The 15,050-nt window shown below is 42.1% G+C and carries 15 protein-coding genes; 8 read left to right on the top strand and 7 right to left on the bottom strand.

The window, feature by feature from the left end; all coding sequences use genetic code 11:
* Positions 1-147 precede the first annotated feature (147 nt).
* The 4 genes from ACXACS_RS11860 (at position 148) to ACXACS_RS11845 (ending at position 3,400) form a co-directional block, all read left to right on the top strand.
* Positions 148-831: a PilZ domain-containing protein gene (locus tag ACXACS_RS11860; protein ID WP_474806793.1), complete on the top strand. Its 684-nt coding sequence runs from the start codon at positions 148-150 to the stop codon at positions 829-831.
* Positions 832-895: 64 nt separating this feature from the next.
* The gene (locus tag ACXACS_RS11855) at positions 896-1,357 is read left to right on the top strand and encodes an Mpo1 family 2-hydroxy fatty acid dioxygenase (RefSeq protein ID WP_474806791.1); all 462 of its coding nucleotides are present in this window, start codon (positions 896-898) and stop codon (positions 1,355-1,357) included.
* Between the two features lie 140 nt (positions 1,358-1,497).
* Entirely contained in the window at positions 1,498-2,571 is a 1,074-nt protein-coding gene (locus ACXACS_RS11850; RefSeq protein ID WP_474806790.1) for a sensor histidine kinase, read from the top strand.
* Between the two features lies 1 nt (position 2,572).
* Positions 2,573-3,400, top strand: a complete 828-nt coding sequence (locus ACXACS_RS11845) for a LytR/AlgR family response regulator transcription factor (RefSeq protein ID WP_179983431.1) — start codon at positions 2,573-2,575, stop codon at positions 3,398-3,400.
* 120 nt (positions 3,401-3,520) lie between these two features.
* Here ACXACS_RS11845 and ACXACS_RS11840 read toward each other — a convergent pair whose 3' ends face one another.
* Positions 3,521-4,525 carry an ATP-dependent 6-phosphofructokinase gene (locus tag ACXACS_RS11840; protein WP_474806788.1) on the bottom strand — a complete coding sequence of 335 codons (1,005 nt, stop codon included), beginning with the start codon at positions 4,523-4,525 and terminating at the stop codon, positions 3,521-3,523.
* A gap of 214 nt (positions 4,526-4,739) precedes the next feature.
* Here ACXACS_RS11840 and ACXACS_RS11835 point away from each other — a divergent pair, with 214 nt between their 5' ends.
* Positions 4,740-5,582: a DUF6279 family lipoprotein gene (locus ACXACS_RS11835; RefSeq protein WP_474806786.1), complete on the top strand. Its 843-nt coding sequence runs from the start codon at positions 4,740-4,742 to the stop codon at positions 5,580-5,582.
* Positions 5,583-5,724: 142 nt separating this feature from the next.
* On the opposite strand, the gene ACXACS_RS11830 is transcribed toward ACXACS_RS11835, so the two are convergent.
* The 3 genes from ACXACS_RS11830 to ACXACS_RS11820 all read right to left on the bottom strand — a co-directional run bounded on the left by ACXACS_RS11830 (position 5,725) and on the right by ACXACS_RS11820 (position 9,739).
* Positions 5,725-6,534 carry a TIGR03915 family putative DNA repair protein gene (locus ACXACS_RS11830; RefSeq protein ID WP_474806784.1) on the bottom strand — a complete coding sequence of 270 codons (810 nt, stop codon included), beginning with the start codon at positions 6,532-6,534 and terminating at the stop codon, positions 5,725-5,727.
* Positions 6,535-6,585: 51 nt separating this feature from the next.
* On the bottom strand, positions 6,586-7,827 hold the full coding sequence (locus ACXACS_RS11825; RefSeq protein WP_474806782.1) for a putative DNA modification/repair radical SAM protein: 1,242 nt from the start codon (positions 7,825-7,827) through the stop codon (positions 6,586-6,588).
* Between the two features lie 271 nt (positions 7,828-8,098).
* A complete protein-coding gene (locus ACXACS_RS11820; protein ID WP_474806780.1) occupies positions 8,099-9,739 on the bottom strand; it encodes a response regulator in 1,641 nt (546 codons plus the stop codon).
* A gap of 121 nt (positions 9,740-9,860) precedes the next feature.
* On the opposite strand from ACXACS_RS11820, the gene ACXACS_RS11815 reads away from it, so the two are divergent.
* From ACXACS_RS11815 to ACXACS_RS11805, 3 genes are all read left to right on the top strand, one after another.
* A complete protein-coding gene (locus ACXACS_RS11815; protein ID WP_474806778.1) occupies positions 9,861-10,433 on the top strand; it encodes a VC2046/SO_2500 family protein in 573 nt (190 codons plus the stop codon).
* Positions 10,434-10,511: 78 nt separating this feature from the next.
* A complete protein-coding gene (gene trhO, locus ACXACS_RS11810; protein ID WP_474806776.1) occupies positions 10,512-11,507 on the top strand; it encodes an oxygen-dependent tRNA uridine(34) hydroxylase TrhO in 996 nt (331 codons plus the stop codon).
* Positions 11,508-11,565: 58 nt separating this feature from the next.
* On the top strand, positions 11,566-11,808 hold the full coding sequence (locus tag ACXACS_RS11805; protein ID WP_474806774.1) for an EF-hand domain-containing protein: 243 nt from the start codon (positions 11,566-11,568) through the stop codon (positions 11,806-11,808).
* 202 nt (positions 11,809-12,010) lie between these two features.
* Here the strand turns inward: ACXACS_RS11805 and ACXACS_RS11800 are convergent, their stop codons facing one another.
* The 3 genes from ACXACS_RS11800 to ACXACS_RS11790 form a co-directional block, all read right to left on the bottom strand.
* Positions 12,011-12,406 (bottom strand): hypothetical protein, encoded by a 396-nt coding sequence (locus ACXACS_RS11800; protein ID WP_474806772.1) that lies wholly within the window; start codon positions 12,404-12,406, stop codon positions 12,011-12,013.
* Positions 12,407-12,701: 295 nt separating this feature from the next.
* A complete protein-coding gene (locus tag ACXACS_RS11795) occupies positions 12,702-13,118 on the bottom strand; it encodes a hypothetical protein (RefSeq protein ID WP_474806770.1) in 417 nt (138 codons plus the stop codon).
* 363 nt (positions 13,119-13,481) lie between these two features.
* Positions 13,482-14,807, bottom strand: a complete 1,326-nt coding sequence (locus ACXACS_RS11790; protein WP_474806768.1) for a DEAD/DEAH box helicase — start codon at positions 14,805-14,807, stop codon at positions 13,482-13,484.
* Positions 14,808-15,050 lie beyond the last annotated feature (243 nt).

Raw genomic sequence — 15,050 nt, 5'->3', positions numbered from 1 at the left:
ACCTATTAGGTTAATCCCAATAGATTAGGAACCACCCTGTAGATTTTTACGCTTATAGAAGTCGGTTTACCATCATAGTGTTGATAAGTTTTGATTTGATGCGTAAATTGGACGAACTTACATTAAATCCAGCAATAACAAGTACAAATGGCTGACAAAATTCAAAGCGACTTACTGAGCGAAGATAATTTGGAATCGTTGCGAACGCTAGTACCTGGCGATGTCGTCGACTTACAAATTGCGATGCCTGCTGCGCCGAAGCGTGTAAAAACAGACTACGTAGGCATGCTTACAGATGAGTGCTTGCTTTTTCATATCCCCACCGCGGCTAAGTGGATTACCGTTCGCGATGCACTCACTGTAGGTAACGAGGTTGTCGTTCGTTCCGTACTCGAAGGCGATACTGGCCAAGTTATTGCCTTTAAAGTAAAAGTGTTAAAGTTGCTCGCTAAGCCTTCAGGTTTACTTATCACAACGTTTCCAAAACGCATCGAAAGTATAGGGCTTCGTGCGGTAAAGCGCGCGCAATTGGGTGTATCTGTAACATTGGAGTCTGAAGTGTATCCAGACGATGAAAATGTGACAGGTATAATCATTGATTTAAGTGAGAAAGGATGCAAAGTTGCACTTCAGGTTAAGCCAAATTGGCCTGTAATGCTTGATGAAGCCGAAGTTCGGCTAAACTATTCGTTAGACGGTAAAGAAGTAGCTCTTACAGCAAGGGTTAAAAACCATAAGCATGAAAGCGATATGGTTTATTATGGGCTCGCCTTTACCTGTGATGAAAAACTAATAAAAACGCTGTTGTCCCGACATACATTGTTGACCTAATTGTTTGTTAAAGATGTTTTAGGGGCGATTTAGATAATTATTAAAAACAGGCTAGGGGGCAGGTATGAGAAGCATTGAGCGGCTTTTAATGCAGTATGGCGAAAGCCATCAAAACAAAACGAACGTTATCATTCACGCTATCGCCGTACCAAGTATTTACTTCGTTTCTATTGGCTTGCTTTGGAGCTTGCCGGTACCGGATTTTATTGCCCAGTTTGATATAACCTGGGCACACATTATTGCACTCCCCGTGCTTTATTATTACTTCATGTTGTCTGGGCCAATAGGTGCAGCAATGACACTGCTCACCATATTATGCTTTGGCGCCGTTAATGCGTTAGAGCACTTTAATATCTCAGTATGGTTATTCTCCTTAGTTTTGTTTGTTGTCATGTGGGTATTGCAGTTTATTGGGCATCATATAGAAGGTAAAAAACCATCGTTCTTCGAGGATATGCGCTTTCTGTTAGTTGGCCCCGCCTGGTGGTGGGTTCACTGGCTTAAGAGAATGAATATAAGCTACTAATATAAGCGATGTTCTCTTGAAAAATACTTAATTTCAAACATTTGCCCTGCGACCAGAGGCATAAGGTGTACGACCAAGCCGCTTGGGTCACAGCTGGGCTGGCGTATAATCTTCATATTAGTTTTTAAATTGGTAATATTGTGAGTCGCTTTCAGCGTGTAATAGAAAGTAATGAACGGTTATTTTGGACGTTGCACAGCGCCGGCTGGGCAGGGTTTGCGATAATTTATTACATCGGTTCGTTTCTTCATGATGTAAGGCCCATTTGGGTTTTTATAATCATGCTAAACGCCTATGCAGGGTGGTTGTTAACCATTCCACTGCGATACGTTTATCGTTGGGCAAGGAAACAATCGCCGCTAAACATGATCACAATAGTGATAGTGTCGTGTTATCTAATAGCGTTATTGTGGGCAGTAGTAAAAAATATTAACTACTGGGAAATATATAAACACGGTTATCGGCCAGACGAATGGTATATGTATTTCACCAACACCATTAACTCACTGATAATGGTTGGCTGTTGGAGTGGCGTTTACTTCGGCATTAAAAACTTTCAGATGCTGCAAAAAGAGAAGCAAAATGCGCTAAAAGCCAGCACCATGGCCCACCAGGCGCACATCAAAATGCTTCGCTACCAGCTTAATCCGCATTTTCTTTTTAATACGCTGAACGCTATTTCTACCCTTATTCTCTTGAAAGAAAATGATACAGCGGAGGCAATGGTTTCGCGCTTAAGTGATTTCCTTCGCTACTCGCTAGACAATGACCCGATAAAACGCGTCCCATTAGGTCAAGAGACTAAGGCGTTAAGGCTTTATCTTGAAATAGAAAAAGTGCGTTTTGATGATAGGTTGGATGTACAGTGGGATATTGATGAAGGCTGCGAATGTGCTCTCGTACCTAGTATGATCTTGCAGCCAATTATTGAAAATTCAATAAAGCATGCCATATCTAAGATGGAAAATGGTGGTCGTATTTCCATAACGGCACGTACGTTTGGTAATGATTTATTGATGGACGTCGCTGATAACGGCCCAGGTGCAGATATCAAAGATGGCAACCTTAGCCGTGAAAACGGTGTGGGCTTAGCCAATATAAAAGAGCGTTTGCAGTCCCTTTATCATCGTAATTTTGCATTCTCTATAGAACACAATCAGCCTTCCGGTGTGCGGGTTAGAATTCGTATACCGTATGAAGTTAAGGACGTATAACATGACAAAGCAAGTGATTAAAACCATTGTAGTGGACGACGAACCTTTAGCACGCAGAGGCCTTCGTGCTAGGTTGGAACGTCATGATGATGTACAGGTTCTTGCAGAATGTCAGAACGGTCTTGAAGCGGTGAGCAGTATTTCTCAGCATCGTCCAGACTTAGTGTTTTTAGACATTCAAATGCCGGGTTTAAATGGCTTTCAAGTTATTCACAAGCTTCGTGAATTAAAGCAGCCAATTCCAATGATTGTTTTCGTAACTGCCTACGACAACTATGCGATTAAAGCTTTTGACATACACGCGCTAGACTATCTGTTAAAGCCAGCGGACGATGAGCGTCTTGGCGCCGCGTTAGATAAGGTTCGTGAATACTTCTCAACACAACATCAAGATGAGCAGTCTCAAAAGTTGGTGAGCCTAGTGGCTGAACTAACCGGTGATGATTGCGAGGAAATTCTACGTAAATTAGCTAGCGGAGAGCCGGTTGAGACCAACCCTTACCCTGATGTTTTAGCAATTAAGGATGGTTCAGAAGTAACCCGTGTAAATGTACAAGACATTCAATGGATTGATGCAGCAGGGGATTATATGTGCGTACACGCGCTTGATGGCATGCATATAATGCGTAAAACCATGAAAGAGCTTGAACAAGAACTAAACCCGCAATTTTTCGTTCGCGTGCACCGTTCCGCCATAGCAAATATTCGTTTTGTTAAAAAGCTAGTCAGTCATATCAGTGGCGAGTACCACTTAATACTTCAAAACGATACAGAACTTAAGGTGAGTCGCAGTCATCGTGATAAAGTCAAAGCGGCTATGAAAATGTAATCTAGCTTAAGCGGTAAAATCTACAAGGCGTTGTTTAAAAATAGACAACGCCTTTTTTGTTTGTGCTGTAGAGTAACTATTAAGTTTCTAATTGTTTAGTTACAGCCTCTAACCATCGATTTATTTATCACTGTATCGCTCGTTCATAAGCGTACGCATAGCGTCAACACGGGCCTGGTTTAGAGGTTTGGTATTTTCCCACGTTTTATGAAGGGGGACAGTAACAGGGCGTTGATTTACTTCACCCACCATAATGTTAGTAATGTCGCTACCGACTAGACTTATAGCGAATTCTCCGAGCGTCGTTGCGAGCAACCTGTCTTGGGCAACAGGCGAACCACCACGCTGAACATGGCCTAAGGTTACCGGCCTGACGTCACAAATATCGTGGCTCTGTAATGCCTCAGTAAGGCCAAGTAAGCCATTTGGCCATACGTTTTCAGCAACAACGACGATGAAACTAACTGGCCCTTTTAACGCACGCTGGGCTTTTATTTGGGCAACAAGCTTTTCTATTTCTTTGTCAGCAGATTCGAAAAATTCCGGTACCACGACATAGTCAGCCGCAGAAGAGAGAGCAGCATTCAATGCTAAAAAGCCTGCGTTTCGACCCATGACTTCTATAAGAAAAATACGTTCGAATGCATCTGCAGTATCTCGAACTTTATCGATAGAACTCATCGCAGTGTCTATAGCGGTAAAATAGCCGATGGTTGCGTCTGTGCCGTTAATGTCGTTATCTATCGTGCCGGGAATTCCTAAAATTTGGCCGTCCCATTCTTTCCCTAATTCCGCTGCACCACGAAATGACCCGTCGCCGCCAATCACAATAAGCGTATCAACTTCTGCCTTCATCAAATTGTTAGCTGCTTTTTTAATTCCTTCATGGCTCTTAAGCTCTTTGCACCTTGCACTGTGCAAAATGGTACCGCCTTGTTGGATCAAGTTGTGAGTAGTGTCAAGCGATAGGGGAATATACTCTTGTTGCAACAGTCCATTATAACCATGCTTATAGCCAATCAGCGTATGATTAGCTTTCTGGCACGCAATAATAGCAGCACGTATACATGCGTTCATACCTGGTGCGTCGCCACCAGAGGTTAAAATTGCGACACGTTTTGACACATTAAAGTCCTTCTTTGTACCTGCATTACAGTTAAGGTAACGTTAAGGTGTGAATACGTAAAGTGCGCATGTGTGTTGTAAAGATTTTAAGTAACTGAAAAGAATAAAGCAGCACAATGTCGTAAGCGCTTCACTATTTACGTCTGCTATTTAATTGAAGTTATAAATAAGCGAATTTACAGCAAATAACGTAGTTAACAAAAAAGGATGAGTTATGCGTGTACTGTTAGTATTTATTTCTGTGATCTTTCTTGCTTCATGCAGTTCCAAACTGGCCTACAATAACTTGGATTGGTGGGTTTACTGGTACATGGACGATTATATTGAGCTTAAAGATGCACAAGAAGAAAAATTTGATGACTATCTTCAAAACTGGCTACGCTGGCACAAAACCTCTGAGCTTAAACGTTACCAGGCTCAACTCACCGATATTAAACGTCAAATTAAAGAAGGGCGCTTAGATTCAGATACTGTCTTTGAGCATCTCGCAAACGCAAGAACGCATTGGGAAAGAGTGCGTGATGAAGTTAGCCCTGAATTAGCTGAAATAGCAAAAACGCTCGACGACGAGCAAGTCGTTACGCTTTTTGCCGCGCTTGAGAAAGATAACAAAGAGGAAGAAGAGGAGCGCAAAGAGTCGCTAGAAAAGTCTGAAGAAGAGCGGTTAGAAGATCGTATTGAGCGCATAGAGGAGACTATAAGTGAACGCATAGGAAAGCTAACTAGCGAACAAAAGCAAATAGTGGCCACGTACTCTACGCAATTCATTTCCACAGGGGGGGAGTGGCTAACCTATCGCAGAACCATACAAAATGCGGCACGAAAGCTATTTGTAACTCGTAAGTTTAACGATAATTTCGAGGCGGAACTGGTTGACCTAATGCAAAACCCAGATACCTATAAAAGTGACATTTACAAGCAAAGTAGCGCCCATAATATGACCGTTAGTGCTACGTTGATATCCGAGCTTTTTTCCACCCTAACTGACAAGCAACGAAAGACCCTTATCGAAAATATAGATGACCTGATTGATACTGTAGAGAACTTTAGAGACTAAGTTGGTTCTTACAGCGCCAACGATAGACCACAGTTAAACCAACGTATAATCTAAGCTTGGCCCACAGTTAACGGGCTAAGCTCTGTTGTATCAGCTCAGTTGTATTAGCCTTAGCCCCGTAATATTAGTTCGTTTATATTGGCTAATTTTTGTTACCACTGAGCTTATTGCCATCGCTGATCATCTTTCTAGCACGGGCGTCTGATTGCTTGATCATATCGTCTATTAGCGATGTCTCTGGCATATTTTTCCAATATTTCTTAGGCATCTGATTTAACATCGCACCTGTTTTGATGCGTGCAGGATTAAATATGTTGGCGTAATAGGTGAGCCAGTATTTTTCAATGCGGTCATCATCGGGCACAACGCTTGAATCGGGATTATCTTCTATTACTAGGGTTTCGGTATCCCAATGAGCTGCACGATAGGGCGTTAAAATAGACCACCGCATATTCTTAAATCGGGTTTGGAAGAAGTTAAGCTTTACCTCTAAACTGAAATGCTCGGGTTCATACCAGGCGACATAATGCTCTTGCCCCTCTAGGTTTATTTCTCTGAACCTCAGGAAGGCACTCATTTTGTACGCATCACGTTTTACTGCTTTCGCCATGGCGAAAAGCTGGATAACATCGTCGTCAGTTTTCATTTGAATGAGTTGCTTATTTTCATAAACGACACGCCACAATATCCGGTAACAAAGCGCAAATCGGTTATCATCGTTATGGCACAGGGCGTACTTTAAAAGCATTACCGTAGATTTAGGAATACTAAGGTTGCTTCGCGGCCTTTTGCTTTCGTATGGCTCAGCACCACTACCGAACAGATCGTCTTGTACTGAATGAGCGCTCTGCCAAATAATATGTTCAGGGGAGATACGCTCAGCAATGCACTCTCGCGAGGCTTCCCGCCATTCATCAAAGCCAGGTACTGAAGTAATGGTAATGGTCTTCATATAAAGCTACCTTTTAGACTACGGCTGAACCTAGCAGCATTAACAACCCACTCAAGCGCTAAACAACTCAAACTGTTTAGGCTGTTTAAACTGAAGCTCGAAATTATTACTGTCGAGTAAATGGATATCAGGGAAGTAATCTCCAACACTGATAAAAGGCTTCAACTTTTTAAGAGGTAGCCGCATTTTAGTAAGGTCGATCCAGTTAAGCTTTGTATTACGCCTTATAGATAAAATCTTTTGTACCGTTCGCGCTCCAAGACCGGGAACGCGCAGCAGCATCTGCTTGTCAGCTTTGTTTAAATCGATAGGAAACAGATGACGGTTACGTAGTGCCCATGCAAGCTTCGGGTCATAGTCCATATCTAACATGTCGTCTTGTAAGATTTCATCTAAGCCAAAACCATAGAAACGCAAGAGCCAATCTGCTTGATACAGCCGGTGCTCTCGTATCAATGGCGCAGGTTTCAGCGGTAAAACTTCCGAAGCATCAGGAATAGGGGAAAATGCAGAGTAATACACGCGACGAAGTTTTTGATCGCTGTAGAGCTTTACGCTTGTACCTAAAATGGTTTTATCGTTTGACCCATCGGCACCTATAATCATTTGCGTAGACTGCCCGCCTGGGGCGAAACGGGGAGGGCGCTTACCCGAATATGTCTTGTCAACTTTATGTTCTGCAATTTTTTCTTTTAACGTATTCATCGAACCGTGAATATCGCCAAGATCTTTCTCTGGTGCATACTTGTTTAACGAAGACTGTGTAGGCATTTCCACATTAATACTAAGTCTGTCAGCATAAAGCCCTGCTTCTGCTTGTAATTCTGGCGACGCGTTCGGGATAGTTTTAAGGTGGATATATCCCTTAAATCCGTGATCAAGACGTAGCGACTTTGCAATACGTACCATGCTTTCCATGGTGATATCGGGCGAGCCCACAATTCCAGAGCTTAGAAACAAACCCTCAATGTAATTGCGCTTATAAAAATTTAGGGTTAAATCTACCGTTTCTTTAACGGTGAACCGCGCCCGTTGAACATTGCTTGAAACCCTATTAATGCAATAATGGCAATCATAAATACAGTAGTTTGTCATAAGGATCTTAAGCAGCGAAACACACCTTCCATCAGGTGTGAAGCTATGGCATATTCCCGAGCCACCGGTAAGCGAACCTATACCGGTCTTTTCGGTTTTTCCAGCTTGTCGTTTACCTGCTGAACCACTCGCGCAAGACGCGTCGTACTTGGCCGCATCGGAAAGAATTTCAAGTTTTTGTATCAGTCTGTCATACATCGCCGATGTTTACTTCCTTTAACCAATTACATTCAAGCAGCCTAGTATTTTTCACCAAATCATGGATACGGGAATTTTTTTGGGCATAGGCTACGTGGTATTGCGTTATAGCATGTATATATATACAGTACAATTGATCACGGCGACAGAAGGGTAAGATTTAATATTAGCCTTAGCAGGATATGGCATAGATGCATGGGTTTGTGGGCATGAATTACCAGTGGTAATAAAGGTAGGTTTGCTTTTAAAAGAACTAATATGTCACTGGATTTCAAAAGCCAATATACTTAGAAAGTTCATCTCGAATATTTTCGTACTTTTCTTTGTACGGTGCTTTGAGCGTCATGTCATCAATAAGCTTAAATAAACGCTTACATTCGTTTATTAACTTCATTTCTGCCTTATCTTCTTTTATGGCTATTTGAAGAAGACATTGAAGCAGGTTAAGTGCAACACCTGTATTAACAGGTGCGAAACCCTGAGCTAGGGCAAACGAGGCTTTAGCACGTTCAAAGTCTTGTTGCTGGTAGTGTTGAATGCCTTCACGGTTAAACTGCTGATAACTAGCAAGGCTTTTTTGTGCTTTTTGCGCTTGTGTCTTTAGCATGTAAGAACTATTTTGGTCGAGTTCTTCACCTCTCGATGAAAGTAGAGAATTCAGCTGCAGCGCGTCGTCGAACTCTCCCAGTTTATACATAACGTTAATACTATCTGGAATGAACGCTGTAGGTACTTCTGCGTATTTGTCATCAAGCTGTATTTGCGATGTATTGAGATGACGCTTTGCATCAATCAGCTTCCCATCAATCGCGCTTATCCTTGCATTTACAATATTGCCAAAAATTTCTACATCGAACTCCCTGTCGATTTTATACAGGTGCTCATCAAACTTACCCCGCTGTAATGTGAGTAAGGCTTCTTGCTGATACTTATTGCGCTGGCTTTTGTCATCAGCAGATTCAGCGACATCAAGTAAACTACGTATCATTGTGCACCAATGTAAACTTGCTTTATGTACAGTGCGTTTTGATAGGTTCCAAATTGCTTGGCTAGAGTTGGCTGCTAGTACTAAATCGTCATTTTCCCGACCAATTTCACAAGCCTTAAAATGACGAGGTAATGAAAAGGGCGACAGCTTGATAGCTTCCTTAATCGCATCAAGGGCTTTTTCACCCGCTTCCAAGGCGTGGTGTGCCTGCGCAAGAATATCATGAGCATCAGCATTGAATCGGTTGCGTTTTAACGTTTTCTTGGCAATGGATATCGCTTTTTCATAATCGTTCAACAGCAAGTAGGTTCTACCTATTGCTATTTGTGCCCATAGTACAGGTCTACCTTCGATATACTCTTTTAATACATCTAGAGCTTTTTGAGGTTGAGAGATGCGCCAATAGAGTTCAACTAGCAGTTGTTCGCAGTGTCCTTTGTAGTGCTGGGGGTTTTCTAAAAGAGTCTCAATATGATCTACGGCGCTATTGTATTCATCTTGCTCTATTAAGTTGAACGCTTGCTGAAGAAATTGTCGTTTTTGCCATGCACGAACAATGCGAGACTTTAACTGTACTTGTGAGAAGGGCTTTATTAGAAAATCGTCTGGGCGGCGTTCAATACTGCCAAGCACAACCGGTCGAGCACTATCAGCACTGATAAGAATAAATACTGAGGTGGGGTTAATAAGCCTTCGCGTGCGCAGCTCTTCTATGAGTTCATAGCCATTTTTGGTATCAGCGCCCAAGTGTAAGTCACAAATGACAATATCAAATTTGTGCTTTTTACACAGCGATACCGCCTGTTCAGCAGAAGATTTAGTGACGACATCAGACGCCCCCATTGAATGCATTAGCCCTTTCAAAAGAAGAAGGAAAGGACGTTGGTCCTCAACAATCAGTACTTGTTTGTTGCCAAATTGCATTTCGAATCCGTGAATAAACCCGCTATCAGTTAGTAGAAGTATATCTAACTTTAGAAAATAAGCTTAAGAAAAACATTATCTTGCCGACAACATACGTATACAACAACAGCATTGTGTACATATGTCGCCAGATTTAGCCTCAGCAAATGAACAAACAACACTAGACCCCAGTATTTACTGGGAGCGAAGTGGTGTACTTGCTCGAGCGTCATCGCAGGGGGCATTGTTCTCGTTATACCTTGCAATGCAGCAACATAGCGTAGCTGAGCCGTTTGAAATTGAAGCGGCAACGTCAAACGCTAAGACCCAAAATAGTATAGAAGCGCAACTTGCGGCGTTAAATCACTATAGGCGACCGTCATTGTCGGTCAGCGAAAATGAGTGGACAGACATGCATGTGCACTCAAATTTAATCGCTACTGACTATGAAAGTGCACGCCTTTTTCTTAGTATGAAACCCGCGCCGTTAGCTCAAACCGATGACGCAAAGCGCATCCCCGATGACGTTGTAGACAACTGCAGCCTAGCTACCCAGAAACGATTGAAAAAGCAGTATGACAACGCCATAAAAGAAGATAATACGTTACTTTACGATGTTATATCTTCTCAAGGCGACGCCGATGACGAGAAATATGGGAAAGATAAGCACCAAGCTACAACGCCAGACTTTTCTTCATTTGAAAATATCGCCTAGTTTTTAACGCTCAGTTTTGTTATATTCCGCGCCGCATTTTTGCACTGGTCTTACGCTCCAATCAGCAAAGGTTAAAATATGTCTAAATATATTGTATGCGCAATGTATAAATTTGTTGCGCTTGAAAACTTTAAAGAAATCCGCCAGCCGCTTCTAGAAGCTATGGAAGCAAATGGTATCAAAGGTACACTTCTTCTTGCCCACGAAGGCATTAATGGCACTGTTTCAGGTACTCGCGAGGGTATCGACGCATTGCTCGCTTATCTGAATAGCGATGAGCGTATCAATCCTATCTCTTACAAAGAATCACTTCACGACGAACAGCCGTTCTATCGCACTAAGGTGAAACTTAAAAAAGAAATAGTGACCATGGGCGTTGAAGGTATCGACCCTCGCCAAACCGTAGGTACATACGTTAAGCCTAAAGACTGGAATGCACTGATAAGCGACCCAGATGTAACCGTAATCGACACCCGAAACGGTTATGAAATAGAAATTGGTACTTTCAAGAACGCCATCGACCCTAAAACCGACACGTTTCGTGAATTCCCGGAATACGTAGAAAAAGAACTCGACCCGACAAAAAACAAGAAAGTAGCCATGTTCTGTACCGGCGGCATTCGCTGTGAAAAATCGACAGCCTATTTGAAAGAGCAGGGGTTTGAAGAGGTTTACCACTTAGAAGGCGGCATTTTACAGTATCTTGAAGATGTACCAAAAGAAGAGTCTATGTGGGAAGGCGATTGTTTTGTATTCGATAATCGCGTTGCAGTAAACCACGACCTTGAAAAGAGTCATTACGAACAGTGCTACGCGTGTCGACTTCCTATTACCGCAGAAGACAAACAGAGCGATAAATATGAGCCTGGCGTAAGCTGCCCTCATTGCTACGGCACACATACTGACGAACAAATTGCTCGCTTTAGAGAGCGCGAAAAGCAGGTTCAGTTAGCGAAAGAGCGTCAGCAGGAACACGTAGGTACTGAAGCGCGTTTGACCATGGAACAAAAGCGTAAGGAAAAAGCAGAAGCTCAACGTTTACGCGCACTTAAAGCAAAAGAAAATCAGGCGTAGACAGTCAGAAAGAAGGGCGTTACACTCGTGTTTATTGCAGTTGAAATAAGGAATGCGAGTGGACACTCAACTTTCAGAATCTAAAATTGAAGAAATTAGAAAGGACTTCAGCTTTTTCGATCGTGATGGCAATGGCCAAATCGATTTACCTGAGTTCATCGAGCTTCTAACCGTAATTTCACCAAAGACTAAAGCTAGCCACGTACAGGAAGGCTTTAAGCTTATCGATAGTAACGACGATGGTTACATCGACTTTGAAGAGTTTTTGGAGTGGTGGCAAGAAGGGTGGTGGGAGTACTAAGTTTACTTAGTAACGCAAACCATCACTAAGTTTTCTGTACGCTCTATTGAGTGTGTCTTAAAAGCTTATAGTTACCGCAAAAAGAAAACGATAAAACGGGTGTTTTGTAAAGCACCCGTTTTTTTATGCTTGAATTTTGTGCTGGTATGAGTTTGAAAAACTTAGGTTGATATGTCTTATACTAAGTTCTTGCTAGACGCCTCTAATAGCACAACTTGGCATCGTCTAGACTGTGAGAGTATTCAATACAATTTTTGTATGAGTTATGTTTTTCAAGTTGGTTGTTGTAATCATTTACAAGGTCGTTATATTTATTTACTAAATCATCATAGTCACTTGCTACCCTCGTACATCTACTAGCAAGGCTATCATAATCATTAGCGAGTGATTCCAAATCAGACTTACAAACGAAGCCCCCATAACCACATGCACTTTGATTGAAACACGTGGCATTTTGGTCAACACACTTAGAGAATGCAGAGCAAACTTTGTCACTATAATCTAAACAAGCACCTTGCTTACCATAAGGGCAAGAAAAACTATCACCGTAAGCAAAACTATTAATTATTAAAAGAAGAAAAGTTAAAAATAATTTCATTCGATATCCCTATACGCTCAACAACTTTTTGCTGAGACTTTATTTTAACACCTATCTCCATAGAAAAACCATATTCTGTGCCTTAACGAGAAAGACATATCGAATGTCTGATAGGTACGCTTGCGTACTCTTCTACCGTTTAATTACAGATGATTGAACGGCAGCTTCTGGCACAAATCGAAAGTTTATATCCTAACCCTTAAAGGTCTGGTGTTTGTCTATAACAGAGCTTTAATCCTTAAGAGGCGAGCGTATATATTGGACGAAGGTAGAAAAGTAAGCCAGCTAGTAAGAGCTACCATTCAGTACTGTATTTTTTATTAGCTTTGGCAGCTTCGACTTCTAGTGGTGCTTGGTCGTAGCCGTACTCAGCCATATCGAAGAAATGTTGGGTGACAACCTCGTCTAAGTTAGCTCTCTCAATTTGTAATACGTGTACCAACTCATGGGTTAGTTTTGGTCTATTAAGTTCAAAGTCTTTACGCGAGTAAATTGAATAGCCAAAAACTTGTGCGTTATTTATTATGCCTTCTCCAACAAGTCCAACGGCTTCACCAAAAACCTTAAGGGCGAAACTTTCATAAGGGAATGGCACTTCATCCACATAGACGACTCTTACTTTTTCGGGGTGTTTAATGCCTATTTCAGCTGCTAGCGCCAACTCTTGTTCATTTAGTGGCTTACTTATCCAAGCCTTTCTTGTCTGTTTCATGCGCCCATTCAATGTATTGAGGCAATAATACACTCGCAATTATCTTTCCATAAAAAGTACGGAAACAATGAGTACAGCAACGAGTAATATTGAGAAGAGTTTTAATGCTTTCATGTTTATAAAATCCGTTTAAAAGAAAGGCTAAAGAAGCTTTAAAGGTAATTAGAGTAACGAATAACGCTAGAGGATAATTTCTCGCTATATATGCAAAGCAAAGCATGTATCACCAAGCGATACTAGAGGAAGTATGTAAGAGACTGTATGTAAGAGGATGTTTGTTAGAAATAAATGAAGCGATGACCGCCGCTATTAACGCTAGCTATGATAATTAGCGGCGGATTAGTATTAACTATTAAACGTGTTTTACTCGTCGTCGTCCTGCTGAGTATTTCTTGGTTTGCGTTTAACAGGAACCATTCCGATATCTTCACCCAACATGGTATCAACGCGCTTTTTCGCGTTTCTTTTAACTGGTTTAGCCACACGCTTTTTGCCGTTTTGCGCGTTGGCTTTTTTCGATACTTTTTTCTTTGGTTTGAAACCCTTGAACGAGGCTGAGAATTCGTCGTGCGGTGAGCATTCTAATGCATATTGAAGGTGATTCTTAAGCCCTTCAAAACTGTTCCAGTCACGTGGGCCAATTAACGAGAAAGCTTCGCCTTTTTGCCCAGCACGGCCAGTACGGCCGATACGGTGAATATACTCATCGGCGTTTTTCGGTAGGTCGAAGTTAACTACCAAGCCAACTTTTGACAGGTCCAGACCACGGGAGGCGAGGTCGGTGGTAACCAAAATACTGTGCTGCCCACGAGCAAATGCACTCATTACTGCTGCGCGTTGGCTTTGTAGCATATCACCACGAAGAGCAATAGCTTCTAAATTCTCTTCGTTAAGCAATGCTGCAATTCTATCGGTATCTTCACGGGTAGCAGTAAATACGATAGCTTGGTTGTAGGTACGATTGGCCAGCTCAAACTGTAAGATTTGATCTTTGTTATCAACGTTGTCTGCAAAGAAGCACTTCTGCTCAATGTCGCCATGCTCTGCCGTTGAGTCTCCTACAGCAACGCGAACAGCACCTTGGGTCAACTGCGTTGTCATATGCTTAAGCTCAATATTATCGAGCGTGGCAGAAAACAGCATAGTTTGGCGTTTTCTGTGATCAGCATAGTCGTTGATCATTTTAAGCTGAGCAGAGAAGCCTAAATCCAACATGCGGTCGGCTTCATCAAAAATTAGTAGTTCTAGACCGTTCAGATACACGCTTTTGTCTAAAAGGTGATCGGCAACACGACCTGCTGTACCCACGATGATATGAGGATTACGGCGAAGCGCTTTAACTTGGTCGTTGTAGTTTTCGCCGCCCACAATAAGCGAGCAAGTAAGGTTTAAGCCCGTACACATTGACTTGGCTTCAATGAACACTTGCTTGGCGAGTTCACGAGTTGGCGCAAGAATAAGCGCCCGAGGGTCTTGTCTGCTTAACGCTTTTTGTGACATTAGCCGGTTTAAAGCAGGTACTAAAAAGGCGAAGGTTTTACCTGACCCTGTTTTTGAAGACGCGATAATATCCTTACCCTGTATGGCAGGAAGCATAGTACGCTCTTGAATTTCGGTTAGCGTCGAAATGTTTTTCGTTTCGAGCTTTGAAATAATTTTATGATGGACAGGTAAATCAGTAACTAGCAAGAAAGGTGAGCCTTTTTAAAAATAACGTTCATGCACATTATCTCTTAATGCACAGTGTATTAAAAGGCTTATTGCGCCTCACGCTATAAACTCGGGTGTATGGCACTGATAACGAACAAACAACGGTTGTTGTGGGGCTGGATAGTCTTAAACTAAACGAATTAGCGTGTTGCCTTACGAGTCGCGCTTACCTTGAACACAGTATGTGCTACTTAGTAAGCGCGGGCTAATTAAACGTAAACG

This window comes from Alteromonas sp. AWM4_230, from assembly GCF_056158305.1.
The sequence above is the reverse complement of the archived record's forward strand: the minus strand, read 5'-3'. Positions and strand labels throughout refer to the sequence as shown.

Bases quoted from the DNA above. Each gene is read 5' to 3' on its own strand.
- ACXACS_RS11860 (WP_474806793.1), top strand. From the start codon at position 148: ATGGCTGACAAAATTCAAAGCGACTTACTGAGCGAAGATAATTTGGAA.
- ACXACS_RS11855 (WP_474806791.1), top strand. From the start codon at position 896: ATGAGAAGCATTGAGCGGCTTTTAATGCAGTATGGCGAAAGCCATCAA.
- ACXACS_RS11845 (WP_179983431.1), top strand. From the start codon at position 2,573: ATGACAAAGCAAGTGATTAAAACCATTGTAGTGGACGACGAACCTTTA.
- ACXACS_RS11835 (WP_474806786.1), top strand. From the start codon at position 4,740: ATGCGTGTACTGTTAGTATTTATTTCTGTGATCTTTCTTGCTTCATGC.
- ACXACS_RS11830 (WP_474806784.1), bottom strand. From the start codon at position 6,534: ATGAAGACCATTACCATTACTTCAGTACCTGGCTTTGATGAATGGCGG.
- ACXACS_RS11825 (WP_474806782.1), bottom strand. From the start codon at position 7,827: ATGTATGACAGACTGATACAAAAACTTGAAATTCTTTCCGATGCGGCC.
- ACXACS_RS11820 (WP_474806780.1), bottom strand. From the start codon at position 9,739: ATGCAATTTGGCAACAAACAAGTACTGATTGTTGAGGACCAACGTCCT.
- ACXACS_RS11815 (WP_474806778.1), top strand. From the start codon at position 9,861: ATGTCGCCAGATTTAGCCTCAGCAAATGAACAAACAACACTAGACCCC.
- trhO (WP_474806776.1), top strand. From the start codon at position 10,512: ATGTCTAAATATATTGTATGCGCAATGTATAAATTTGTTGCGCTTGAA.
- ACXACS_RS11800 (WP_474806772.1), bottom strand. From the start codon at position 12,406: ATGAAATTATTTTTAACTTTTCTTCTTTTAATAATTAATAGTTTTGCT.
- ACXACS_RS11795 (WP_474806770.1), bottom strand. From the start codon at position 13,118: ATGAAACAGACAAGAAAGGCTTGGATAAGTAAGCCACTAAATGAACAA.